Below are 23750 nucleotides of genomic sequence, written 5' to 3'. Positions count from 1 at the left end.
AGTAACGGAGCCCACTATGCTGACTGAAAACTCCCAGGATCGCCGCCAGCTGTCGGACGTAGTAGCCGAGCGTATAGAGCGCCTGATCGTCGACGGCGTGCTCAAGGTTGGGCAGGCGCTACCATCGGAACGGCGCCTGTGCGAAAAGCTGGGCATTTCGCGCTCGGCACTTCGCGAAGGACTGCGGGTGCTGCGCAGCCGCGGGATCATCGAGACTGCCCAAGGGCGAGGCTCCCATGTGGCAAAGCTGTCCGGTGAGCAGGACGCGAGCCCACTGATGCACCTGTTCAACTCCCAGCCGCGCACCCTATACGACCTACTTGAGGTCCGCGCCTTGCTCGAAGGCGAATCGGCCCGGCTGGCCGCGCTGCGCGGCACTGATGCCGACTTCATCCTGCTGCGCCGCCGCTACGAGGAAATGCTCGCCGCGCACACCACGGAAGAGGCCGACCCGCGCGAGCATGCGCGCCTCGACCACGCCTTTCACCTGGCTGTCAGCGAGGCGTCACACAACCCGGTGCTGGTGCATACGCTGCAGTCGCTGACCGATCTGATGCTCTCCACCGTGTTCGCCTCGGTGAACAACCTCTATCACCGACCGATGCAGAAGCGGCAGATCGACCGGCAGCACTCGCGGCTATTTCACGCCATTACCGAGCGCCTGCCGGATCAGGCCCAGCGCGCCGCGAGAGACCATATCCACGGCATTCGCGACAACCTCAAGGAGATCGAACAAGAGGAGCAGCGGCTGGTGCGGGCGACCATGCGACTGGAAGGCTGGGGCTGACGCCCACCCCGGCGGACACAATTGAGCCCTCAAAGCACGCTACCAGACGCCAGGAAATATCCGTCGACCCTGCCTATCCCTGCCTGGCATGAATCCCCGCGCCGCCCCTAGGGCTGTCCGCCCTGTAGTCCAGCGCGCCACCGGTCGTGGCTCACTCTGACTAATTGCTGAACTGTGAAAGACGCTCCCTGTCGACTTTATTAAGCGCGGACGAACCGTCACAGGTTGCGCATATGCGCTGCCGCACCGGCAATTCCGCGTCTTTAGCCAGTCATTCGGAGGAATGTTGCATGAACAGATCAGCCAAATTTGCACTCGGCAGCAGCCTGCTTGCGCTCATGCTCGGAGTAGGTGGTTGCACCATCGAGAAGGAAGAATCCGGTCGGTTGCCCGACGTAGATGTGCAGGGCGGCAACATGCCTGAGTACGACGTTAAAGACGCTGACGTCGATGTGGGTATCAAAGAACGATCTGTGCCACTTCCGAACGTAGACGTCGACACCGAGTGATAGCCCCCTGGAAGCACCGGGCTCGATAGCGCCCTTACTAAGGAGGACCCGTGCGAAACAATCACCCCCGTCTCGCCAGCCGCAGCGATCAGACGCCTGACGGATAAACCGTGATTGCTCAGCAAAACCCCAACCATTACCTGTGAGGAATGAACGATGAACGCATTGAACAAGAAGCCACTAGCACTCGCCACCGCCCTGATGGCCGCCAGCCTAGCGCTGCCCGCCGCCGCCCAAGAGACGCAAAAGGGCATGCAGACTCAGCAGGCAGGCACCTCCATTCGAGTTGGCCATAACGTGGTTGATGCCGTTGACGATGTTCGCGAGAACGTTGCCGATTTGATCGGATCGCTGCGCCAGTCCGGGGTATCCATGGGCATCACCAACTGGCAGCAGAGCGATGGTCAGCTGGCAAAAATGGAACAACAGCTTAACCAACAGATGGAGCACCGGCTGGACGAGAAAGCCGAACGCACTGACGATGATTGGATTACCTGGATCCGCGACGAAGATTACAAGGTTGGCGTGACCAAACAGGTCAACGAGCTGGCCAGCAACTTGGACGAAGTGGCGAAGATGCTCAGCGGCGCGTCAAGCCAGAAGATGCAGGAAATCGACAGCGCCGACGTCGTGAATCAGGTCGATGACCTGCAGGAAACTGTCGAGGACTTGGTTCAGGCACTGCAGGACATGGACGGTATGAACGTCAACAAGCAGAACCTGCAGCAGGCTCAGCAGCGCCTGGATACCCTAGAGAAGGAGCTGGACCGCCTGAATGATATGGCAGAGGCGGAATGGCGCACCTACGCCCTTGGCGAGCAGTTCAATCCCGCCGTTCATAAAAACATATCCGAGCTTGCGCAGATCCTGCGGAGCCTGTTCCAGCAAAGCTAACCCCGTCCTAGGACTCGGTTCGCACCAAGCCCCGCCGGCGCCAAAGAGTCGCATGGCGGGGCTCGCTCCCACCCGTACAACCACTACATGCGCTCAGATGCCAACGCTTCGGTCGACAAGGCGTTCTACCTCGAGCGCTCACGTCGCAGTGCTAAACGGTCTTGGCGCCCAAGGCAAACCCTACGCCTTTAAGCCTGCTAATAGCCCCCATGCTAGACTGGCCGCCTCTTTCCGCTACCTGTTACCGCCCGTGCCCGATTCTCAAGCCTGGCTGCCTGCCGACCGCCTTTGCGCCCCACCCGCACCTGATCTGCACGACTGGCTTTACCTCGACAAGGGGTCGCTCACCCGTCGCCTGACCGAGCTGGCCGACGGCGCGTTCAGCGTCGAGCCCCTGAATGAAGGCTGGCAGGTCATGCGCGCTGACGAATGCGCCGCGCTGGACGTAGCGGAAGGGAGTGAAGGCTGGGTTCGCGAAGTCTATCTACGTGGCCACCATGAGCCCTGGGTATTCGCCCGCAGTGTCGCCGCCCGCCACGCCCTGGAACAGTCCGGACTGGATCTGCCACACCTGGGTAGCCGCTCGCTCGGCGAACTGCTGTTCAGCGACCCGGCGTTCAGCCGCGGCCCACTGCAAGCCCGACGCTACCCGGCCGCCTGGTTGCCGCAGGATGTTCGCCAATCGCAGCTGTGGGCGCGCCGTTCCTGTTTCAGCCAGGACAAGCTGCGCGTGCTGGTGACCGAAGTGTTTCTGCCAGCACTGTGGCAGGCCGCACGGATCACCACCTGAACGCGGCACAGACTGCCCGTAACCGCCGCTCACCGACCGGAGCCCCGCCGATGTATCAAAAGCTTCTGCAATCGAGCAATCGCCTTCATCCGCGCGCCTGGGACTTTATCCAGCTGATGCGCCTGGATCGCCCGATTGGCACCTATCTATTGCTGTGGCCGACGCTCTGGGCGCTGTGGATCGCTGGCGAGGGATCGCCCAGCGTGAAAAACGTCGCAATCTTTGTGCTCGGCGTGATCCTCATGCGTGCCGCCGGCTGCGTGATCAATGATTTCGCCGACCGCAACCTGGACGGGCACGTCAGCCGTACCAAGGGCCGTCCACTGGCGACGGGCAGGGTCACCTCGAAGGAGGCCTGGATCCTCTTTGCCGTCCTTGTCGCATTGAGCTTCGGCCTCGTCCTGCTAACCAACACTGCCACCGTCTGGCTATCGTTTGGCGCGCTCGGTGTCGCATCGCTCTACCCCTTCATGAAGCGCTACACCTACTACCCGCAGGTTGTGCTCGGCGCGGCGTTCTCCTGGGGCATGCTGATGGCCTTTACCGCCGAGCGAGGCGAACTGCCCCCCGAAGCCTGGCTACTGTTCATCGCCAATGTGCTGTGGACGGTCGGCTACGACACCTATTACGCCATGGCCGACCGCGAGGACGACCTAAAAATAGGCATCAAATCCACAGCGATCCTCTTTGGCGAGGCTGATCGGGTCATCATCGCCACGCTACAGGGCCTCGCCCTGTTCTGCCTGATTCTCGCAGGCGTGCGCTTCGAACTCGGGCAGTGGTTTCATCTTGGGCTGACCATCGCCGCAGCCTGCTTTGCCTGGGAGTTCTGGAAAACTCGCTCGCGCAAACCACAGGTGTGCTTCCAGGCCTTTTTGCATAACCACTGGGCAGGCCTGGCGATTCTTGCGGGGATCATGCTCGACTACGCTACAAGAGCGGGCTAATGCGCCCCAGCGCACGCAGCATGACCGAACCCCACAGCTTCGAGACGCTTGCTAGACGAGGTCGGGCGGCAGTCGTTCTGGTGCAGAGGCGCCAATTCCTGTCACATGGCTGCAACATTTCCGTTATCTAATGCCGAGCGACAATAAAACGGACCGAGAGCGGACATGAACGGTAAATGCATACTGATCGTCGATGACGAAGCGCCGATTCGGGAAATGATCGTGGTGGCGCTGGAGATGGCCGGCTACGAATGCCTTGAAGCGGAAAACGTCCAGCAGGCCCATGCGCTGATCATCGATCGCCAACCGGATCTGATCCTGCTCGACTGGATGCTGCCCGGCACATCCGGCATCGAGCTGGCTCGGCGCCTCAAGCGCGACGAGATGACAGCCAACACACCGATCATCATGCTCACCGCCAAGGATGCCGAGGACAACAAGATCCAGGGCCTGGAAGTGGGCGCCGATGACTACATCACCAAACCCTTCTCGCCTCGTGAACTGGTGGCGCGCCTCAAGGCTGTGTTGCGCCGCGCCGGCACCAGCGACAACGAAACGCCGATCGAGATCGGTGGTCTGCTGCTGGACCCCATCAGTCACCGAGTGACTATCGACGGCACACCCGCAGACATGGGCCCGACCGAATACCGCTTGCTGCAGTTCTTCATGACCCATCAGGAGCGTGCCTACACCCGTGGACAGTTGCTCGATCAGGTCTGGGGCGGCAATGTGTATGTCGAGGAGCGCACGGTGGATGTCCATATCCGCCGCCTGCGCAAAGCACTGGGCGAAACCTATGAAAACCTGGTGCAAACCGTGCGCGGCACTGGTTACCGTTTTTCCACCAAGAGCTGAACAAGCCGCAACCGCCGAGCATGAGCTGGCGTTGTAGATGATTTCCGGCCGGCCTCAAGCTGCCTCAAGGAGCGTTAGCGGTGAATCAAGACTGGCAAGGCGCTCTGGCGCGCCGCCTGCTGTTGATACTGGCTGGATGCCTGCTGGTGGGCCTGGTCACGGGCGAATATGCCTGGGCACTGGTGATTGGCCTTACCGGTTACCTGGGCTGGACGCTGCGCCAGATCCGGCGCTTGCTGCTGTGGCTGAAGAGCGATCAAACCGATCAGCCTCCGCCGGACAGTCATGGCATCTGGGGCGAGATTTTCGACAACCTGTACCAGCTCCAGCGCCGCGATCTGCGTCTGCGAGCCCAGTTGCAATCGGTGATCGACCGGGTGCAAGGCTCGACCACCGCGCTTCGAGATGCGGTGATCATGCTCGACAGCGATGCCAATCTTGAATGGTGGAACCCGGCCGCGGAGCGCTTGCTGGGCCTGAAGAAACCGCAGGATACCGGCCATCCGGTGACCAACCTGGTGCGTCATCCGAGTTTCAAAGAATATTTCGACAAAGGTCGTCACGAGGAACCGCTGGAGCTGTCGTCGCCAGTCAACGACCGCCTCTGGCTGCAGATCACCATTACCCGCTACGGCAACAGCGAGCATCTGATGGTGGTACGCGACATCACCCGCCTGCATCTGCTGGAGCAGATGCGCAAGGACTTCGTTGCCAATGTGTCCCACGAGCTGCGCACGCCGTTAACGGTGATCGCCGGCTACCTAGAAACGATGCTCGAACACACCGAAGAAATGCCTCCGCGCTGGCCACGAGCGTTAAACCAGATGAGCCAGCAGGCCGGCCGCATGCAGCTCCTGCTCAACGATCTGCTGCTACTGGCCAAGCTCGAAGCGACCAACCCGCCGACCAATACCCAGCCGGTGGCCATCGCAAAACTGCTGCAGTCCATCAAGAGCGACGCCTTGGCGCTGTCGGCCGAGCGCAACCACCAGATCACCCTGGAAGCGGACCCTACCCTGCTGCTCAAGGGCAGCGAGAGTGAGCTGCGCAGCGCGTTCTCTAATCTGGTATTCAATGCGGTGAAATACACGCCGGACAATGGCGAGGTGCATATCCGCTGGTGGTGCAACGAACATGGTGCACACCTGGCCGTGCAGGACTCAGGGATTGGCATCGAACCCAAGCACCTGCCGCGTCTGACCGAACGCTTCTACCGGGTCGACTCCAGCCGCGCGAGCAGTACCGGCGGCACCGGCCTCGGCCTGGCCATCGTCAAGCACGTATTGCTGCGGCATCAGGGCCGTCTGGATATCAACAGCACGCCCGGCAAAGGCAGCACATTCACCTGCCATTTCCCGCTGACCCAGGCCACGGTGCCGTGACCGCTGTGCAACCGCCCGGCAGCTGACGCCTCAACGGCTCCTTGAAATAACCCCGAGCCGGCCCCATCCTTGGGCCGTCTTTGACTACCCGACACCCTAATGGACCCTTCCCCCGCTAGTTACGCCGCTTCATCCTACTTCGCCGATTTTGGCATGATTCTGTTTGCACTTTTCCTGGTCTTGCTCAACGGCTTCTTTGTGGCGGCCGAGTTCGCCATGGTCAAGCTGCGCTCCACCAAGGTCGAGGCGATCGCCAAGCAGCACGGCTGGCGCGGGCATATCCTGCGCAAGGTACACAGCCAGCTGGACGCCTACCTGTCGGCTTGTCAGTTGGGTATCACCCTGGCATCGCTGGGCCTCGGCTGGGTCGGTGAGCCGGCCTTTGCACACCTGTTGGAGCCGGTACTGGCCGCCGCAGGCGTGCAATCCCAGGCGGTTGTACATGGCATCGCCTTTTTCACGGCTTTTTTCATCATTTCCTACCTGCACATCGTCATCGGCGAGCTGGCCCCCAAATCCTGGGCGATTCGTAAACCCGAGCTGCTGTCGCTGTGGACGGCGGCGCCGCTCTACCTGTTCTACTGGGCGATGTATCCAGCGATCTACCTGCTCAACGCCAGCGCCAACGCCATTCTGCGGGTGGCCGGCCAGGGCGAGCCGGGGAGCCACCACGAACACCACTACAGCCGCGACGAGCTCAAGCTGATCCTGCATTCGAACCGGGCGCTGGATCCGGCCAACCAGGACATCAAGGTGCTCGCCTCGGCGGTCGAAATGAGCGAACTGGAAGTGGCCGACTGGGCCAACTCCCGTGAAGACTTGCTGCAACTGGAACACAACGCTTCGCTGGCCGACATCCTCGACCTGATTCGGCGCCACAAGTACAGCCGCTACCCGGTCTATGACAGTGAGCAGGGCGACTACATTGGCCTGTTGCATATCAAGGATCTGCTACTGGCGATCGCAGGCGACGAGCAGCTGGCTGAGCATTTCGTGCTCAGCGACATACTGCGCCCCATGGAGCGGGTGCCGCGCTATCTGCCGCTGAACGTGCTGCTGGACCAGTTCCGCCAAGGTGGTGCGCATTTCGTGCTGGTTGAAGAAGGCGACCACAAGGTGGTGGGCTTCCTTACCATGGAGGATGTCCTGGAAGTGCTGGTGGGTGACATTCAGGACGAGCACCGCAAAACCGAGCGCGGCATTCTTGCCTATCAGCCAGGCAAGCTGCTGGTACGGGGAGACACCCCACTGTTCAAACTCGAGCGCCTGCTTGGCATCGACCTGGATCATATCGAGGCCGACACGCTGGCGGGACTGATCTACGAGACGCTGAAGCGCGTCCCGGAAGAAAACGAAGAGCTGCTGGTGGATGATCTACAGATCGTGGTCAAGAAGATGCGCGGACCGAAGATCGTTCTGGCCAAGGTATTGAAGCAGGAATAAGCCCGCATGGAGCCGCCATGCGGCAAAGAGCGGTGGCGTCGAGCGTTTTGCTTTCAGTTGATGGGCTAGGGCTTGCAGCGGCCCTTAGTCCCCACCAACCGCAAAATTGGGCAAGCTGTTGACCGGCTGGGCGAAATCGAAGGGAATCGATTCGACCGCCAAACCGACGTTGCGCTGGACAACGAAATGCAGATGCGGGCCGGTGCTGTTGCCAGTGTTTCCGGAGCGGGCCAGCAAGCTGCCGGCTTCGATGTGCTGGCCTTCGCGTACGCTCACCGAGCCCTTCATCAGGTGCAAGTAAACGCCCATGGTGCCGTCATCGTGCAGAACCCGGACGAAATTGCCGGCCGGGTTGTTGCCCCGCCCACTCTGCGCGTTCTCGATTTTTACCACCATGCCGCCGCGCGCCGCCACGATGGGCGTGCCTTCCGGCATGGCGATATCGGCGGCGTAGCGACCTTTAGGCGTGAAGTGACTGTACTTGCCGTTGGCGCCCTGAGTCAGGCGGAACGGGCCGCCTCGCCAAGGCAACGGATACCGGTAGGGTTTGGGCAGCAGACGCGGATCACCCAGCGCGTGACGTAGCTTGGGTGTGTACTTGAGCGGCTTTGATGGGTCGAGCGGCGCGAGTGTTGCCAATCGGATCTGGCTGCGCGGCGGCAGTACCCAACGGATCGGTTTATCCGGTACGCCGACGGCATTCTGTACGCCGGTCAGCTTGAGCTCGATATCCACCGGCGCAAACAGATCGTTGCGAACCAGCAGCGTCTCGCCAGCGGCATGCTTGCGGGTTTCCAGCTTTACCTGGTTGTCGAGTTTCTCGACCATGCGATCGCTAAAGGTGAATACCCTCGCGCCTGGTGCAGCCTGGTCGCTGTAAGTGACCACGCCGTTGGCGTCAGTGTATTTGTAGATGGTCAGGGCCGACGCGGACGAGGCCAGCCAGAACGACCCGAGAACGAGAATGATGCGCCACGACATAACGGCAGACTTCATAGGGTTATGTAGTAAGAGGGCTGCAGACTAGCAGCGCAACGGTGCGCACGCGAGCCACCGACCGTCGGCCTGTGAAATTGTTCCGGCGGCACTGCAAATTTCAGATGACCGGAGCTTCTATTTGCAGACCTAAGCGGTGCTCGTCTCTATTCAGGCGCCTGGGACGAAGTGCCGTTGTGCTGTCCCGCGGGCGATGAGGCGTGACAGATAATCGAGCTTCTGCGGATCACGATCGACGAAGCGGAAGGTCAGCTGCAACCATTCACTGTCCGGCTTCGGCTCCAGCGCCGCAACGGCGTGAAGGTAGCCGTTGAGACGGGCCACCTCGCCGCCTTCGCCCTGCTCCAGATCAAGCACGGCACTTTCCAGCACTTGCGGCAGCGTCTCGCCGCGCTTGACCACCAGCAGCCCCTCTTTGAGGCTGAGGGCCTTGATTACACAGGCAAGCGTTCCGCTCGGCAAACGCAACTGGCCCTGGCCGCGGCCGCCGCTGGCCGCCGTCGGTTTGGCTGCTCCCGGCTGAGCGAGCGGCGCGGCGAACCCGGGTGCCGGCGAGGCGACCGGCGCAGAAGCCGGTTTGACAACTTCAGCTTTACCGCCCGTCAGCGCAGCCAGGGAATCGTTGGCCATTCCGGTATTGGTCGGCCGTGCCGGTGCGCTAGCGGCCAACGCGTCGAGCTTGCCGGCCCGTCCGAGCGCCTTGCGTACCTTGGTAGTCAACTGTTCGTTGGAGAATGGCTTGCCGATGAAATCGGACACACCTGATTGGATCGCCTGGACCACGTTCTCCTTGTCGCCACGGCTGGTGACCATGATGAACGGGGTGGTCTTGAGCTTTTCCTGGGCACGGCACCAGGTCAGCAGTTCAAGGCCGGACATTTCCGGCATCTCCCAATCACAAAGAATGAGGTCAAACGAATCCCGATCGAGCATCTGCTGAGCCTTGCGCCCGTTCACAGCGTCCTCGATACGAATCCCCGGGAATTGGCTGCGCAACCCCTTCTTGATCAGATCCCGAATGAAGGGCGCGTCATCCACCACCAGCACACTGACCTTGCTCATCACTCGCTCCTGCTTGAATGGCCGCCAGCATAGCGTTAGCAGCCCGACGAAAAAAGCGTTCCAGATCAAAGCAGCGGCCAGCCTCCTACTGTACGCACGGCTGCTGCCTGCTCCCGATCAGGACAACGCCTGGATCTGGCCGGCATACTGCAGGTATTTCGCCCAGCAAAACGCGAGGCCTTCATGGTTCAGCACATTCTTGTCGCCCACGATCTCAGTCCCGATGCCGACCTGGCGCTGGGCCGCGCCGCACAGTTGGCGCAGCAGACCGGGGCACGACTGAGCGTCTTACACGTTCTGGCCGGTAACCCAGGGGCAGCGGAGCAGCGAAACGCACAGAGCTATCTGCAGACAACGCTTGAGCGCCACGGCCTTGCCCAGCTGCAGCCCTGGATTCGTAAGGGCCGCGCCGCTGAAGAAATTCTTACCCAGGCCGCTGGGCTGGAAACCGATCTGCTGGTGATGGGCCGCCACCACCGCCAATCTCCGCAAGGATTTGCTGGCACCACACTGGAGCAAGTGCTGCAGAGCTGCACCGCACCGCTGCTTCTGGCTGTCGCACCGGCAGCGCCCTATTCACAAGCGCTCGCCGCGCTGGATTACTCCAGCTGCGCCAGCCGCGCGCTGCAGGCTGCGTGGCAACTATTGCCGGCTGCCAGCGATCTGACCGCGCTGAACATCTACGAAATGCCGGACCTCGATCAGCCGAGCGAGCCTGACCTGGCACTGCAGCGCGAATTGTTCGATCAGTTGCTCAGCGACCTTCAAGCGGGTCTGGAGAATTCCGGCGCGCGACTTCATTCGAGCCTTCTCCACGGTGAGCGCAATAGTTGCCTCGATTCGGCAATCGCCGCGCTGCAACCGCAACTTCTCGCACTGGGGAGCCACAGCCGTGGCGAAATCAGCAACGCGCTGCTCGGCAGCCTGACTCGGCAATACCTCGACCTGCCGCCCTGCGATGTATTGATCTCTCATTGACCGGCCCAAGGCGGGCGACATGCGCGCCCCCAGTCCAACCGCCTGCGTGACACAAGCCGGGGCGCCACCGTTATGTCAGCGAGCCTGAGTGGCGCGCTTTAGGGCTTTACGCTACGCGTATCGTCCGCCGCATTGAGTGAGCACGAAGCGCGCTCACTCGATCAGCCCGCATTTTCCAAATAGGTGTGCAGCTCGACGAACTGCTGCGTCAGCTTGTGCCGCGGGTCGAGGTGGATCAGCGGCGTGCAGACCTGATGCGACTCGCGCATGCGTACCGAACTCATCAGGTGCACCGGAAGTACGGGTAACCCCTCAGCCAGCAGTTCGTCGATCATCTGTTGCGGCAGGGCCGCGCGCGGCTGGAATTGGTTGACGACGATGCCTTCGACACGCAGCGCTTCGTTATGGTCTTCCTGCAGCTCCTCGATTTCGTCGAGCAGGCTATACAGCGCCTGACGGGAGAAGCTGTCGCAGTCGAATGGAATCAGGCAGCGGTCCGCAGCTATCAAGGCCGATAGGGTAAAGAAATTCAGGGCCGGTGGCGTATCCAGATAGATGCGTTCGTATTCTTCGGAAAGACTTTCCAGCAGTTTGCGCAGCTTGTTGATCTTGTGCTTGGCTTCGAGCTTGGGTTGCAGATCGGCCAGTTCTGCGGTGGCGGTAATCAGGTGCAGGTTTTCGAAACGGGTTTCCGTGATCGGTGGGCGAGCCTTCTTGCCCGCCGGCCCTCCCGCCAGGATCTGCTTGAAGTAATCGGCGATGCCCGTTGGCAGTTCGTCGCCGGTGAGGCCGGTGAGGTAATGGCTGGAATTGGCCTGCGCATCCAGGTCGATCAACAGCGTGCGATAACCTTGCGCTGCGCTGACTGCCGCCAGGTTGCAGGCAATGCTGGACTTGCCAACACCACCCTTTTGGTTGAATACGACCCGTCGCATGCTCCGTCCTCTGATCATGGTTTCACCGGAGTCTATACAACGCAGATGGCACTCTGGCGACTTTTCATGGACCGAAGGCGCCGCAGGCCCACCGTTCAGCTTTGCTACCCTTGGGGCATTACGACAACGAGGAAAGACCTGTGCCGAGGTTTCTGATCGCTTTGCTGTTCGCCTTATTGAGCCAGCAGGCCGCCGCCCAATCACAAGGCGACGTGCTGCGCGTAGGCATCACGGAGGTCCCACCCTTCGTCATCCAGGAGGCCGATGGCAGTTGGAGCGGTATCAGCATTGACTTGTGGGAGACGATCGCAGAGCAGGAAGGTTATCGCTACGAGCTGCGACCTTTGCCGTTCGACCAGCTTCTACCGGGCCTGCAGGACGATCGGCTGGATGTGGTGGTCGGCGCCCTGACCATGACTGCCGAGCGCGAGGCACTGGTGGACTTCACGCACCCGTTCTATCGCACCGGACTGGCAATTGGCGTTCCCCAGGAACAACAGGGTGACGGCTGGGGCGCCGTCCGCGCGCTGTTCTCCTGGCAATTCGCAAGCCTGGTGCTGGGCCTGGGCGCGTTACTGCTGCTGGTCGGCGCGCTGCTCTGGCTGTTCGAGCGCCAGCGCAACCGCGAGCAGTTCGGCGGCAGCTCGGTGGAAGGACTCGGTAACAGCTTCTGGTGGGCGGCGGTCACCATGACCACGGTCGGCTACGGCGACAAGGCACCCGTGACTCTCGGCGGGCGGCTGATTGCGATCATCTGGATGTTCGCGGCATTGATCATGGTGTCGACCTTCACGGCAGCCGTGACCAGCACCTTGACGGTCGGCAGCCTGCAGAGCGGCCTGCAAGGTCCGGACGATCTGCGCAGCGCACACGTTGCGACAGTGGACGGCACCGTAAGCGCAGGCTACCTGCAAGAGCACCGCATCCGCGCCACGGCGTTTCCTGATGTGAGCCAAGCCATTAAAGCCGTGCTCGACGGAGAAGCGGAGGCGGTGGTGTATGACCAGCCCATCCTGCAGTTCCGCAACACCGAGTTGCTGGGCAAAGGCTTACGGCTGCTGCCCGGCACCTTCGAGCAGCAGTCCTACGCCTTTGCAGTGCCCGCTGGCAGCCCCTACCGGGAGCCGCTGAGCCAAGCGATTCTGGACATCACCAACAGTACGCGCTGGCAAGACATGCAGACGCGCTATCTCGGCGAGCAGTAATCGATAGCGCCGCTCGCATGCCGAGCGGCGAGACATTCAGACGGCGACGGGCGCCTTGATGTGCGGATGGGCCTCGTACCCGACCAGCTCGAAATCCTCGAAGCGGAAGGCGAACAGGTCCTTCACGTCGGGATTGAGCTTCATCGTCGGCGGCGGTAGCGGTTCGCGGGTCAGCTGCAGGTCGGCCTGTTCCAGGTGGTTTGCATAGAGGTGGCAATCCCCACCGCTCCAGATGAACTCCCCCGGCTGCAGGTCGCAGACCTGAGCCACCATCAGCGTCAGCAGCGCATAGCTGGCGATGTTGAAGGGCACACCGAGGAAGATGTCGGCTGAACGTTGGTACAGCTGGCAGCTGAGCTTGCCGTTCGCAACATAGAACTGGAACAACGCGTGGCAAGGCGGCAGGGCCATCTCGTCGACCAGCGCAGGGTTCCAGGCTGAAACGATCAGGCGTCGCGAATCCGGGTTCTTCTTGATCATCTCCACCAGCTTACTGATCTGGTCGACCGACCCGCCGTTGGGGGCCGGCCAGCTGCGCCATTGGTAACCGTAGACCGGGCCGAGCTCGCCGTTCTCGTCGGCCCACTCGTCCCAGATACGCACCCCGTTTTCCTGCAGGTACTTGATGTTGGTGTCACCCTGCAGGAACCACAGCAGCTCGTGAATGATGGATTTGAGGTGGCATTTCTTGGTGGTCACCAGCGGAAAGCCTTCGCTTACGTCGAAGCGCATCTGATGGCCGAACACGCTGTAGGTGCCGGTGCCAGTGCGATCGCTCTTGAAGGTGCCGTGCTCGCGCACTTGGCGCATCAGGTCGAGATACTGTTTCATCGATGGGCTCGAAGCGGGCGCCGTGGCGCGGTGGAAGAGATCCTGCAGATAGTAAAAGTTTGGCGCTCGGCTTGTCGCGCTTATGCGACAAGCCGGGCTTTGCGACTCAGGCTGATGCCTTGGCCGGCTCGTGGCGGTAGCCCCAGGCGATCATGCCGAGGCCGATCAGGATCATCGGCACGCACAGGACCTGCCCCATGGTCAGCCAGCCAAACGCCAAGTAGCCGAGCTGCGCATCGGGTACGCGAACAAATTCAACGATGAAACGGAAGATGCCATAGCACACGGCAAACAAGCCGGAGACTGCCATGGTCGGCCGCGGCTTGCTCGAGTAGATCCAGAGAATGACGAACAACGCCACTCCTTCCAGGGCGAACTGATAGAGCTGCGAGGGATGCCGCGCCAGCTGCTGCGGGTCAGTGGGAAAGACCATTGCCCAGGGCACATCGGTCGCCTTGCCCCACAGTTCAGCGTTGATGAAGTTACCGATGCGCCCTGCCCCCAACCCGATCGGCACGAAAGGCGCGATGAAGTCCATCAGCTCGAAGAACTTCTTGCCGTTGCGCCGGGCGAAAATCCAGGTGCACAGCAGCACGCCAAGCAAGCCCCCGTGAAACGACATGCCCCCCTTCCAGACCTGGAAGATAAGCGTTGGATCGTTGATATAGGACGCCAGATCGTAGAACAGCACATAACCCAGCCGTCCGCCGACGATCACGCCCATCGCTACCCAGAACACCAGGTCAGAGAGTTTGTCCTTGTCCCAGCTGGGATCGAAGCGGTGCAGACGGCGGGACGCCAGCAGCCAGGCCCCGCCTATGCCGATCAGGTACATCAGGCCATACCAGTGGATTTGCAGCGGGCCTAGCGAAACGGCCACAGGGTCTATCTGCGGATAAGGCAGCATCCGGGTTTCCTCAAATCAAGAAATTGATACCAACGCCCAACAACAACAGCGCAAACAGGCGCCGCAGCATCAGTGCCGACAGCCGATGGGCCAGTTGCGCCCCGATACGGGCAAAAAACATACTGGTGATCGCGATGCCCAGCACCGCTGGAAAATAAACAAATCCAAAGCTCCAAGCTGGGAGATGCGGGTCCTGCCAGCCGACCACTGCGAAACTCAACGCGCCGACGATGGCAATCGGCAGGCCGCATGCGGCGGACGTCGCCACCGCCTTTTGGATGGGCACGCTGCGCCAGCTGAGAAAGGGCACCGTTAAAGAACCTCCACCGATTCCGAAGATCGCCGACGCCCAGCCAACCACGACACCAACCAGCGTGAGCGCCGGCTTACCGGGCACGCCTCGGCTGGCCTTGGGCTGAAGCGAAAACGCCATCTGAACGGACACAGCGATGGCGAAGACCCCGATGATTTTCTGCAGTAGCGGTCCTTGAATCGCAGCCGCCGTGAGACTGCCCAAGGCAGCGCCAAACAGAATGCCGAGGGTCATCCATAGCACCACGGGCCAGAGCACTGCACCTTTGAGATGATGAGCTCTGATCGAGTTCAGCGAAGTAAAAACGATGCTCGCCAGCGACGTGCCGACGGCCAGATGGGTCAGCACCAACGGATCGAAACCCTGGAGAGTGAAGCTGAAAACAAGCACCGGGACGATGATCATCCCACCGCCTACACCGAACAGCCCGGCCAGCAAACCAGCAAACCCGCCGAGCAGCAGGTAAAGCGCGAACTCCATCGGGCCATCCTGACCAAAACAAAGCAGCATGTTAGCGGAAAAACTGCCCGGAAGCTGAAAGCGGGTTGCCGAGCCGGGCGGCTTGGCTTCAAGCTTTCGCCTCTCGCACCCAGCTGAGCCTGACCATGTGCCTAATCGTATTCGCCTGGCGCCCGAGCCACGCATTGCCGCTCATCGTCGCGGCCAACCGTGACGAATTTCATGCGCGTCCCAGCCTGCCGCTGGGCCACTGGGACGACGCGCCAGAAATCGTAGCCGGGCGCGACCTCCTGGCGGGCGGGACCTGGATGGGAATCAGTGCAGCGGGACGCTTCGCGGCACTGACCAACATCCGCGCACCGGGTACCCCAGCCGGTGCGCGCTCACGAGGCGAACTGCCCGAGCGCTATCTGCGCAGTGATCTGTCGCCCCAGGCCTACCTGAGCGAATTGACTGGCCACCTCGACCATTACTCAGGTTTCAATCTGCTGGTCGGGGATGCGCGTGAGTTGTGGTACCTGAATTCAAAGTTCGCCACACCGGAACGGTTGTCGGCCGGTGTCTACGGCTTGTCGAACGCAGCGCTGGATACGCCCTGGCCGAAGCTCGTTCGCGCCCGCGCCGCGTTGCAGGCTTGTACCGATGCACCGGAGGTGGACACCCTGTTGCAGGTGTTAAGCGACCCCCAGCCCGCCGCAGACGGCGATATGCCAAGCACCGGCGTGCCCTACGAATGGGAGAAGAAGCTGTCCAGCGTATTCATATCAAGCGCTGACTACGGCACCCGCGCCAGCACTGTACTGATTCGCCATGCGGACGGCTCCGCACATATCACTGAGCGCCGCTTCGGACCGGCTGGGGTGTTGGATCAACGCCGCATCGACGTACCTTCACCCAGCCAGGTAAGCTGCTCGGATCCGACCTAGAGCGCCGCCGACGGGTTGAGCATGCGATCCAGCCCCAGGTTGCGCAGGGTCAACTGCACGGTGGCATGGATCACCTGAGGACTGTCCATGACCATGACCTTGGCCAGCAGCTCGCGCGCCGTGACCGAGCTGATCTGACGCAGCATCCACTTCACCTTCGGCAGGTTGGTGGCGTTCATCGACAGGCTGTCGAACCCCATCGCCAGCAGCAGGATGGCGGCACCGGGGTCACCGGCCATCTCACCGCAGATGCTGACCGGCTTGCCTTCGCCGTGGGCTTCACGGACGACGCGCTGCAAGGCCTCGAGCACTGCCGGATGCAGGTAATCATAGAGATCGGCCACACGCGGGTTGTTGCGGTCGACCGCCAGCAGGTATTGGGTCAGGTCATTGGACCCCACCGAGAGGAAGTCCACCTGACGCGCCAGTTCGCGGGTCAGATAGACCGCAGCCGGCACTTCGATCATCACCCCCACCGGCGGCATTTCGACGTCGGTGCCTTCGTCACGCACCTCGCCCCAGGCGCGGTGGATCAGGTGCAGCGCCTCTTCCAGCTCGCGCGTGCCGGAAATCATCGGCAGCAGAATGCGCAGGTTGTTCAGCCCGGCACTAGCCTTGAGCATGGCGCGGGTCTGCAGCAAGAAAATCTCGGGGTGATCCAAGGTGACGCGGATGCCGCGCCAGCCGAGGAACGGATTTTCTTCCTTGATCGGGAAATACGGCAGGCTCTTGTCACCGCCAATATCGAGACTGCGCATGGTCACCGGCAGCGGGTGGAAGGCCTGGAGCTGCTCGCGATAAATCGCCATCTGCTCCTTCTCGCTGGGAAAGCGCTCCTTGATCATAAAGGGCACTTCGGTGCGATACAGGCCGACGCCTTCGGCGCCGCGCTCCTGCGCGCGCACCACATCGGCGAGCAGGCCGGTGTTCACCCACAACGGAATACGCAAACCATCGGTGGTCTCGCACGGCAACTCGCGCAGCACGTCGAGCCCTTCGGACAGCTGCCGTTCCTGCTCGGCCAGAACCAGATACTGCTCGCGCAGCACCTTGGCAGGATTGGTGATGATCTCGCCACGGGTACCGTCGATGATCAGCTCGATGCCGTCGACCTTCGAGTACGGCAGGTCGACCGCGCCCATCACCGTCGGAATGCCCATGGCGCGCGCCAGAATCGCCACATGCGAGTTGCTCGAACCGAGCACCGACACCATGCCCATCAGCTTGCCTTCAGGCACTTCGCCGAGCATCGCCGGAGACAGTTCTTCACTGACAAGGATGGTGTTGTCCGGGTAGGTCAGCGTCTGCTGCCGTGCCTGCTGCAGATAGCTGAGCAGACGGCGACCGATGTCTTTGACGTCGGAGGCGCGCTCACGTAGGTAGGCATCGTCCATCATCTCGAAGCGACCCACATGATCGGCAACGACTTGGCGTAACGCGCCTTGCGCCCACTGGCCGGTGCGAATGACCTTGGACACCTCGCCACCCAGGGCAGAGTCATCGAGCATCATCAGATAGACGTCGAACAGTGCGCGCTCTTCCTTGCGCATCTGCGTAGCAAGCTTGTCGGACAAGGCACGCATGTCGGCACGTACAGCCGCGAGCGCAGCTTCGAACAGCTCGAGCTCGGCTGGAATGTTATCGATAGCCTTGTCGGGCACGACGTCCAGATCAGCAGGAGGCAGCACGACGACTGCCGTACCCACCGCCGCCCCGGGCGCACCCGGAATACCAATGAAACGGGTTTCCTGAATGCCTTTGCCCTGCCGGCCGAGGCCGCGGATCGAGCCGGTTGCCTCGGCGTGGGCGATTACCCCGGCGAGCTGCGCGCTCATGGTGACCAGGAAGGCTTCCTCGCCTTCGTCGAACAGCCGCTGCTCTTTCTGCTGGATGACCAGTACGCCCATCACCCGCCGGTGGTGGATGATCGGTGCGCCGAGAAAAGAGGCGTAGCGTTCTTCACCGGTCTCGGCAAAGTAGCGATAGCGCGGGTGCTCGGAGGCATGCTCCAGGTTCAGCGGCTCCTCGCGGGTGCCAACCAGACCGACAAGACCCTCGTTGGGCGCCATGCTGACCTTGCCGATGGCTTTCTTGTTCAGGCCTTCGGTGGCCATGAGCACGAAACGTCCAGATTCCGGATCGAGCAGGTAGACCGAGCAGACCTGGCTGGCCATGGCCTCCCGAACTCTCAGCACGATGATGCCCAACGCCGCCGTGAGGTCCTTGGCGGCATTGACTTCCTGGACGATCTTGCGAAGCGTGCCGAGCATGCTCAGGGGCTTTCTCCCGTCAATCCCGCGCCAGAAGGCGCGGGGCGAGTTCTTTTAAGGCGCGACGGTAAACCTCGCGCTTGAAGGTGACCACCTGGCCCAGCGGGTACCAGTAACTGACCCAGCGCCAACCGTCGAATTCTGGCTTTCCAGTCAGATCCATGCGCACCCGGTCTTCGGCGCCGGTGAGGCGCAGCAGAAACCACTTCTGTTTCTGCCCGATGCACAGCGGCTGGCTGTGAGTACGCACCAGGCGCTGCGGCAAGCGATAGCGCAACCAGCCGCGGGTGCAAGCAAGGATTTTCACATCCTGCTGCTCCAAGCCGACTTCTTCGTTGAGTTCGCGGTAGAGGGCCTCTTCCGGCGTCTCGCGTGGATTGATTCCGCCTTGCGGAAATTGCCAGGCATCCTGATTAATCCGCCGAGCCCACAACACCTGCCCGACATCATTGGTCAGGATGATGCCGACATTGGGGCGAAAACCATCGGAGTCGATCACGGCAACAACCTCGCAAACGCATGTCGCGGCATTGTTCCACAAAAACGTGAAAAGCAGAAAGCGCGCATGGGAGCCATTGATCAACCGGAAGCGGCACTCCATCGAAGTGCTTGGCATCTGCCATCTATCGAGCGATCCCGCTATGCTTCGCCTCCCTTCATCGCCCGAGGAACGCAGCGTGCGCCTGGCTCTATTCGATCTCGACAACACCCTCCTGGCCGGTGACAGCGACCACGCCTGGGGCGAATTTCTCTGCCAGCGCGGACTGGTCGACGCCGAGGCCTATCGCGCCCGCAACGATGCTTTTTATCAGGACTACCTGGCCGGCGCGCTGGATGTGCTGGAGTATCAAAACTTCTGCCAGGAGCTGCTTGGGCGCAGCGAGATGGCCCAGCTTCAGCAATGGCATGCCGAGTTCATGCGCGACCACATCGAACCCATCGTGCTGGCGAAAGGCGAGGCACTGGTCCGCCAGCATCATGATGCCGGTGACCGGGTGGTGATCATCACTGCAACCAACCGCTTCATTACCGGGCCCATCGCCAAACGGCTGGGCGTCGATACCCTGCTGGCCACCGAATGCGAGATGCAGGAGGGGCGATACACCGGTCGGCTGACCGATGTGCCGTGCTTTCAGGAAGGCAAGGTGACACGAATCGAACGCTGGCTGAGGGAAAATGACCAGAGCCTGGATGACAGCTATTTCTACAGCGACTCGCGCAACGACCTGCCATTGCTCGAGCGGGTCAGCCATCCAGTCGCCGTCGACCCCGACCCCACCCTTCGCGATATTGCTCAGCAGCGCGGCTGGAGCATCATCAGCCTGCGCTGAGTGGCGGCAGCAGACTAGACCGGCTTGGCGCCCATCAACCCCATGATGGCGATCAGAATCAGCAAGATCAGCCCAGCGTAAACCAGTGCAAAGCGTGGCAGGCGCGCGGGCGCTGGGGTATCACCCAACGCTTGCCAGGCGCGCAACCGGCCACCGAGTAACAAGGTGAGCGGTACGAGGATCAGAAACAGCACCGAACTGACCAGCAGCCACAGCTGGCCGAGCGGAAAGCCTGCGAGATGGGCCAGCCACCAGCCTGTCACCGGCAGCAGCAATCCAAGCACGGCGAGCAAGGGCAGCGACATCAGCCGGGTCCGCCGCAGTTTTTTCTGCAACACGGTGGAATCCCCCCGCCGCGAGGCTTTCCAGAGCATGACAATGTGGGCGATCAGCCCGAGCGTGAGCAGGATTGCCAGCGCGGCATGGGTAATGTTCAGCAGTTGATAGTGTCCCATCAATCCTCGCGGTACGGCTGATCAGCCGAGAAACAGTTGGTAGGCAGGGTTGTCCGTCTCGTCCCAGTAGCGGTAGCCGATCTTGTCCAGAGCAGCGGGCAACAGATGACGGTCCTCAGCGGGCACTTGCAAGCCGGCCACCACTCGACCGTCAGCAGCACCATGGTTGCGGTAGTGGAACATCGAAATGTTCCAGCGACCGCCGAGGTTGTTGAGAAAGTTGAACAGCGCCCCCGGACGTTCCGGGAATTCGAAGCGATAGACCAACTCGTCGCTCACGCCGGACGCATGTCCGCCGACCATATGGCGGGTGTGCAGCTTGGCCAGCTCATTGTCGGTGAGATCGAGCACCGGGAAGCCTTTGGCGCGCAACCCTTCCACTAGCGCCGCACGCGGATCGTTTTCCGGATGGGTCTGCACCCCGACGAAGATGTGCGCTTCGCGGTCTTGGTGGTAGCGGTAGTTGAACTCGGTGATCTGACGCTTGCCGATGGCCTCGCAGAACGCCTTGAAGCTGCCCGGCTCCTCGGGGATGGTCACGGCGATGATCGCTTCGCGCTTCTCGCCCAGCTCGGCCCGCTCGGCGACGTGGCGCAGGCGGTCGAAATTGACGTTAGCCCCTGAATCGATGCCCACCAGTACCTGGTTCTCGACCCCGTCGCGCTCGACGTAGCGCTTGATCCCGGCCACCGCCAGGGCACCGGCCGGCTCGGTGATCGAGCGGGTGTCGTCGTAGATGTCCTTGATGGCCGCACAGATTTCGTCGGTACTGACCGTGATCACTTCATCGACATGGTGCCGGCAGATATCGAAGGTGTACTGACCGATCTGCGCCACCGCCACCCCATCGGCGAACAAGCCCACCTGCGGCAGCACCACGCGCTCGCCGGCCGCCATCGCCTGCTGCAGGCAGTTGGAATCGTCCGGCTCCACACCGATGACCTTGATCTCGGGGCGCAAATATTTGATGTACGCGGCCACGCCCGCGATCAGCCCGCCGCCGCCCACTGGCACGAAGATCGCGTCCAGCTGGCCCTGATGCTGGCGAAGAATTTCCATCGCCACGGTGCCCTGCCCGGCAATGACGTGAGGATCGTCGTAAGGGTGGATATAGACGTAGCCCTTCTCCTCGACCAGCCGCAGCGAGTAGGCCAGCGCCTCGGGAAAAGCGTCCCCGTGTAGCACCACCTTGCCGCCGCGCGCACGCACGCCCTGCACCTTCAGTTCCGGCGTGGTACGCGGCATGACGATGGTCGCCTTGATACCCAGCTCGCGGGCCGCCAAGGCCAGGCCCTGGGCATGGTTGCCGGCCGATGCGGTGACCACGCCGCGCGCCAGCTCCTCGGGTGACAGCTGCGCCAGCTTGTTATAGGCACCGCGAATCTTGAACGAGAACACCGGCTGCAGATCCTCGCGCTTGAGCAGAATCTGGTTACCCAGCCGCTCGGAAAGCTGGCGGGCAGGCTGCAACGGGGTTTCCACCGCAACGTCATAGACGCGCGAGGTGAGGATCTTCTTGACGTACTGTTCGAGCATCGTGAGCTATCTTGGCGGGCCTTGCGGGGCAGACGAGTCTACTCTGCGAAAAACCCTGCGACCACCGTCAATCGGCGCGTAAAACAGCAGTACAGCCTAAGCAGGCAAGACCCGCCGCGGAGCCCCCGCTATACTCCCACCCTTCGACTCACTCACCGCCCCGGACCTTTACGCCATGACTCAGGATCAACTCAAGCAGGCTGTCGCCCAGGCCGCTGTCGACCTCATCGTGCCGCAGCTCACCGACCGCAGCATCGTCGGCGTTGGCACCGGTTCCACCGCCAATTTCTTCATCGATCTGCTGGCCAAGCACAAAGGCTTCTTCGACGGCGCGGTAGCCAGTTCCGACGCAACCGCCGAGCGTCTGAAAGGCCACGGCATCCCGGTTTACGACCTGAATTCGGTATCGGACCTGGAGTTCTACGTCGACGGCGCCGACGAGACCAACAGCCATCTGGAACTGATCAAGGGCGGCGGCGCAGCCCTGACCCGGGAAAAGATCGTCGCCGCAGTGGCGCGCACCTTCATCTGCATCGCCGACGGCAGCAAGCTGGTCGAACGCCTCGGCGAGTTTCCCCTGCCGGTCGAAGTGATACCGATGGCCCGCAGCCACGTGGCGCGTGAATTGGTCAGGCTGGGTGGAGATCCGGTCTACCGTGAGGGCGTGGTGACCGACAACGGCAACGTCATTCTGGACGTGCACAACCTCATGATCGGCTTCGCCCCGGATGTGGAAGCGCAGATCAACAACATCGTCGGCGTGGTCACCAACGGGCTGTTCGCTGCACGCCCGGCCGACATCCTGCTGCTGGGCACCAAAGACGGCGTTCAGACCCTCAAGCGTTGACTATTTGGTTGTTGGCACCGGCGCGCTCGGTCCACACACCGACCTCCAACCATATGAAGTACTGCAAGCCTTCGTCGCTGATAACGTTAAGTGACAGCGATCGGGGCGATCCAAATCGAAGGTCAGCGCCTACGACTGAAAACATAGAAGCGGTTCGGCTCCGCGACGACATAGATATTCCCCTGCCCGTCCATGGCGACGCCCTCGGCCTGGTCTATTCCCTCCACTAAGCCGTTGAGGCCGCCGAGCAGCCTGATGAAGCTGAGCGGCCGGCCCCGCTGGTCGAGCTCGACCAGCAGGCGCGACTCATCGGACAGCATCACAGTGTGGCCGGTGCGCGGGTCGATAGTCACCGATGAGATATCACGCACCAGCAGCGGCTGCTCGGGCCAGGCCTCAAGGATGCCGGCGGCGCCGTCCTCTCCGGGAAAAGGCAGTTCGAACAATCCCTGCGGATCGCGCTCCTTGGCCAACAGCATGCGTTTGGTGCGTGGATTCCAGGCCAGCCCTTCAAAGCCTTTATTACCTGCACCGTCGAACCCCAGGTCATAGGTTGCGAGATCATCAAGATCGAGACTTTCCACCCCTGGCGCCAGCCGAAACACTGCAACCAGCCGACGCCGCTCGTCGACGATACCGAGTCGCCCGTCATCCAGCGCTTCGACCGCTTCAGGATCAGAGAATCCGGTCAGGGTGATGCGCCGCAGCACGACGCCGCCAGGTGAAAACTCCACGAGCTGCGGGTTTTGGCCGGTGACGGTAAACAGCGTCCCGGTCGCTGCATTCCAGGTCAGCCCAGAGGTTTCGTCTTCTTCCAGGCCAAACAATGTGGTCTCCAACGCCAGCTCATAGTCTGGCAACCAGATGCTCGCCGCGCGCTCTTGAGAATCGACGTATTGCTCCTGCCAGTAGAGTTTCAGCTGGTCGTCCCAATGCAGCATCCAGCCGACCAGCAAGGCCATCGCGATGGTTAGGACTAAGGAAACGTACAGAAACAGGCGGAGGCGGGATGGTCGGACGGCGGCGTCAGGCATGTAGGCAAACCCAAGTAGAGCGTGCGATTACAGCATGACCTTCACAGGGAGGATATAG

24 protein-coding genes are annotated in these 23750 nt (G+C 61.6%); 13 read left to right on the top strand and 11 right to left on the bottom strand.

Going from position 1 to position 23750, the window contains the following annotated elements:
* Positions 1 to 16 precede the first annotated feature (16 nt).
* The 8 genes from C1896_02005 to C1896_01970 all read left to right on the top strand — a co-directional run bounded on the left by C1896_02005 (position 17) and on the right by C1896_01970 (position 7607).
* A complete protein-coding gene (locus C1896_02005) occupies positions 17 to 787 on the top strand; it encodes a transcriptional regulator GlcC (protein ID AZZ43797.1) in 771 nt (256 codons plus the stop codon).
* A 290-nt stretch (positions 788 to 1077) separates the two neighbouring features.
* Entirely contained in the window at positions 1078 to 1296 is a 219-nt protein-coding gene (locus C1896_02000; GenBank protein ID AZZ43796.1) for a hypothetical protein, read from the top strand.
* A 156-nt stretch (positions 1297 to 1452) separates the two neighbouring features.
* Positions 1453 to 2190, top strand: a complete 738-nt coding sequence (locus C1896_01995; protein AZZ43795.1) for a hypothetical protein — start codon at positions 1453 to 1455, stop codon at positions 2188 to 2190.
* 250 nt (positions 2191 to 2440) lie between these two features.
* The gene (locus C1896_01990) at positions 2441 to 2980 is read left to right on the top strand and encodes a chorismate--pyruvate lyase (protein ID AZZ43794.1); all 540 of its coding nucleotides are present in this window, start codon (positions 2441 to 2443) and stop codon (positions 2978 to 2980) included.
* Between the two features lie 50 nt (positions 2981 to 3030).
* Positions 3031 to 3927, top strand: a complete 897-nt coding sequence (ubiA, locus tag C1896_01985) for a 4-hydroxybenzoate octaprenyltransferase (GenBank protein AZZ43793.1) — start codon at positions 3031 to 3033, stop codon at positions 3925 to 3927.
* A 165-nt stretch (positions 3928 to 4092) separates the two neighbouring features.
* Positions 4093 to 4782: a phosphate regulon transcriptional regulatory protein PhoB gene (phoB, locus tag C1896_01980; GenBank protein AZZ43792.1), complete on the top strand. Its 690-nt coding sequence runs from the start codon at positions 4093 to 4095 to the stop codon at positions 4780 to 4782.
* Between the two features lie 80 nt (positions 4783 to 4862).
* Positions 4863 to 6164 carry a phosphate regulon sensor histidine kinase PhoR gene (locus C1896_01975; protein AZZ43791.1) on the top strand — a complete coding sequence of 434 codons (1302 nt, stop codon included), beginning with the start codon at positions 4863 to 4865 and terminating at the stop codon, positions 6162 to 6164.
* Between the two features lie 99 nt (positions 6165 to 6263).
* The gene (locus tag C1896_01970) at positions 6264 to 7607 is read left to right on the top strand and encodes a hypothetical protein (GenBank protein ID AZZ43790.1); all 1344 of its coding nucleotides are present in this window, start codon (positions 6264 to 6266) and stop codon (positions 7605 to 7607) included.
* Positions 7608 to 7691: 84 nt separating this feature from the next.
* On the opposite strand, the gene C1896_01965 is transcribed toward C1896_01970, so the two are convergent.
* The gene (locus tag C1896_01965) at positions 7692 to 8588 is read right to left on the bottom strand and encodes a peptidase M23 (GenBank protein AZZ43789.1); all 897 of its coding nucleotides are present in this window, start codon (positions 8586 to 8588) and stop codon (positions 7692 to 7694) included.
* Between the two features lie 165 nt (positions 8589 to 8753).
* Positions 8754 to 9665 carry a two-component system response regulator gene (locus C1896_01960; GenBank protein ID AZZ43788.1) on the bottom strand — a complete coding sequence of 304 codons (912 nt, stop codon included), beginning with the start codon at positions 9663 to 9665 and terminating at the stop codon, positions 8754 to 8756.
* 183 nt (positions 9666 to 9848) lie between these two features.
* On the opposite strand from C1896_01960, the gene C1896_01955 reads away from it, so the two are divergent.
* Positions 9849 to 10643: a universal stress protein gene (locus tag C1896_01955; GenBank protein AZZ43787.1), complete on the top strand. Its 795-nt coding sequence runs from the start codon at positions 9849 to 9851 to the stop codon at positions 10641 to 10643.
* Positions 10644 to 10804: 161 nt separating this feature from the next.
* Here C1896_01955 and C1896_01950 read toward each other — a convergent pair whose 3' ends face one another.
* The gene (locus C1896_01950) at positions 10805 to 11578 is read right to left on the bottom strand and encodes a cobalamin biosynthesis protein CobQ (protein AZZ43786.1); all 774 of its coding nucleotides are present in this window, start codon (positions 11576 to 11578) and stop codon (positions 10805 to 10807) included.
* A 140-nt stretch (positions 11579 to 11718) separates the two neighbouring features.
* Here C1896_01950 and C1896_01945 point away from each other — a divergent pair, with 140 nt between their 5' ends.
* A complete protein-coding gene (locus C1896_01945) occupies positions 11719 to 12783 on the top strand; it encodes an ABC transporter substrate-binding protein (GenBank protein AZZ43785.1) in 1065 nt (354 codons plus the stop codon).
* Positions 12784 to 12819: 36 nt separating this feature from the next.
* On the opposite strand, the gene C1896_01940 is transcribed toward C1896_01945, so the two are convergent.
* From C1896_01940 to C1896_01930, 3 genes are all read right to left on the bottom strand, one after another.
* Complete coding sequence (locus tag C1896_01940; protein AZZ43784.1) at positions 12820 to 13614, bottom strand: thymidylate synthase; 795 nt, start codon at positions 13612 to 13614, stop codon at positions 12820 to 12822.
* A gap of 106 nt (positions 13615 to 13720) precedes the next feature.
* Entirely contained in the window at positions 13721 to 14521 is an 801-nt protein-coding gene (locus tag C1896_01935; protein AZZ43783.1) for a prolipoprotein diacylglyceryl transferase, read from the bottom strand.
* 10 nt (positions 14522 to 14531) lie between these two features.
* Positions 14532 to 15314 (bottom strand): sulfite exporter TauE/SafE family protein, encoded by a 783-nt coding sequence (locus tag C1896_01930; protein ID AZZ43782.1) that lies wholly within the window; start codon positions 15312 to 15314, stop codon positions 14532 to 14534.
* 125 nt (positions 15315 to 15439) lie between these two features.
* Between C1896_01930 and C1896_01925 the strand changes: the two genes are divergently transcribed.
* Complete coding sequence (locus C1896_01925) at positions 15440 to 16219, top strand: hypothetical protein (GenBank protein AZZ43781.1); 780 nt, start codon at positions 15440 to 15442, stop codon at positions 16217 to 16219.
* Here C1896_01925 and C1896_01920 read toward each other — a convergent pair.
* The gene (locus C1896_01920; GenBank protein AZZ43780.1) at positions 16216 to 18489 is read right to left on the bottom strand and encodes a phosphoenolpyruvate-protein phosphotransferase PtsP; all 2274 of its coding nucleotides are present in this window, start codon (positions 18487 to 18489) and stop codon (positions 16216 to 16218) included. The two genes, C1896_01925 and C1896_01920, sit on opposite strands and share 4 nt — an antisense overlap.
* Positions 18490 to 18508: 19 nt before the next feature.
* Entirely contained in the window at positions 18509 to 18988 is a 480-nt protein-coding gene (locus tag C1896_01915; GenBank protein AZZ47490.1) for an RNA pyrophosphohydrolase, read from the bottom strand.
* Positions 18989 to 19166: 178 nt separating this feature from the next.
* Between C1896_01915 and C1896_01910 the strand changes: the two genes are divergently transcribed.
* Positions 19167 to 19820: an HAD-IB family hydrolase gene (locus tag C1896_01910; protein AZZ47489.1), complete on the top strand. Its 654-nt coding sequence runs from the start codon at positions 19167 to 19169 to the stop codon at positions 19818 to 19820.
* 14 nt (positions 19821 to 19834) lie between these two features.
* Here the strand turns inward: C1896_01910 and C1896_01905 are convergent, their stop codons facing one another.
* Both C1896_01905 and ilvA read right to left on the bottom strand, forming a co-directional pair.
* Positions 19835 to 20275: a DUF2269 domain-containing protein gene (locus C1896_01905; GenBank protein AZZ43779.1), complete on the bottom strand. Its 441-nt coding sequence runs from the start codon at positions 20273 to 20275 to the stop codon at positions 19835 to 19837.
* A 21-nt stretch (positions 20276 to 20296) separates the two neighbouring features.
* Entirely contained in the window at positions 20297 to 21811 is a 1515-nt protein-coding gene (ilvA, locus tag C1896_01900; protein AZZ43778.1) for a threonine ammonia-lyase, biosynthetic, read from the bottom strand.
* 175 nt (positions 21812 to 21986) lie between these two features.
* Between ilvA and C1896_01895 the strand changes: the two genes are divergently transcribed.
* Positions 21987 to 22658, top strand: a complete 672-nt coding sequence (locus tag C1896_01895) for a ribose 5-phosphate isomerase A (GenBank protein AZZ43777.1) — start codon at positions 21987 to 21989, stop codon at positions 22656 to 22658.
* Positions 22659 to 22780: 122 nt separating this feature from the next.
* Here the strand turns inward: C1896_01895 and C1896_01890 are convergent, their stop codons facing one another.
* Entirely contained in the window at positions 22781 to 23692 is a 912-nt protein-coding gene (locus tag C1896_01890; GenBank protein AZZ43776.1) for a DNA-binding protein, read from the bottom strand.
* Positions 23693 to 23750 lie beyond the last annotated feature (58 nt).

It is taken from the genome of Pseudomonadaceae bacterium SI-3, assembly GCA_004010935.1.
In the GTDB taxonomy this organism is placed as follows: domain Bacteria; phylum Pseudomonadota; class Gammaproteobacteria; order Pseudomonadales; family Pseudomonadaceae; genus Stutzerimonas.
The sequence above is the reverse complement of the archived record's forward strand: the minus strand, read 5'-3'. Positions and strand labels throughout refer to the sequence as shown.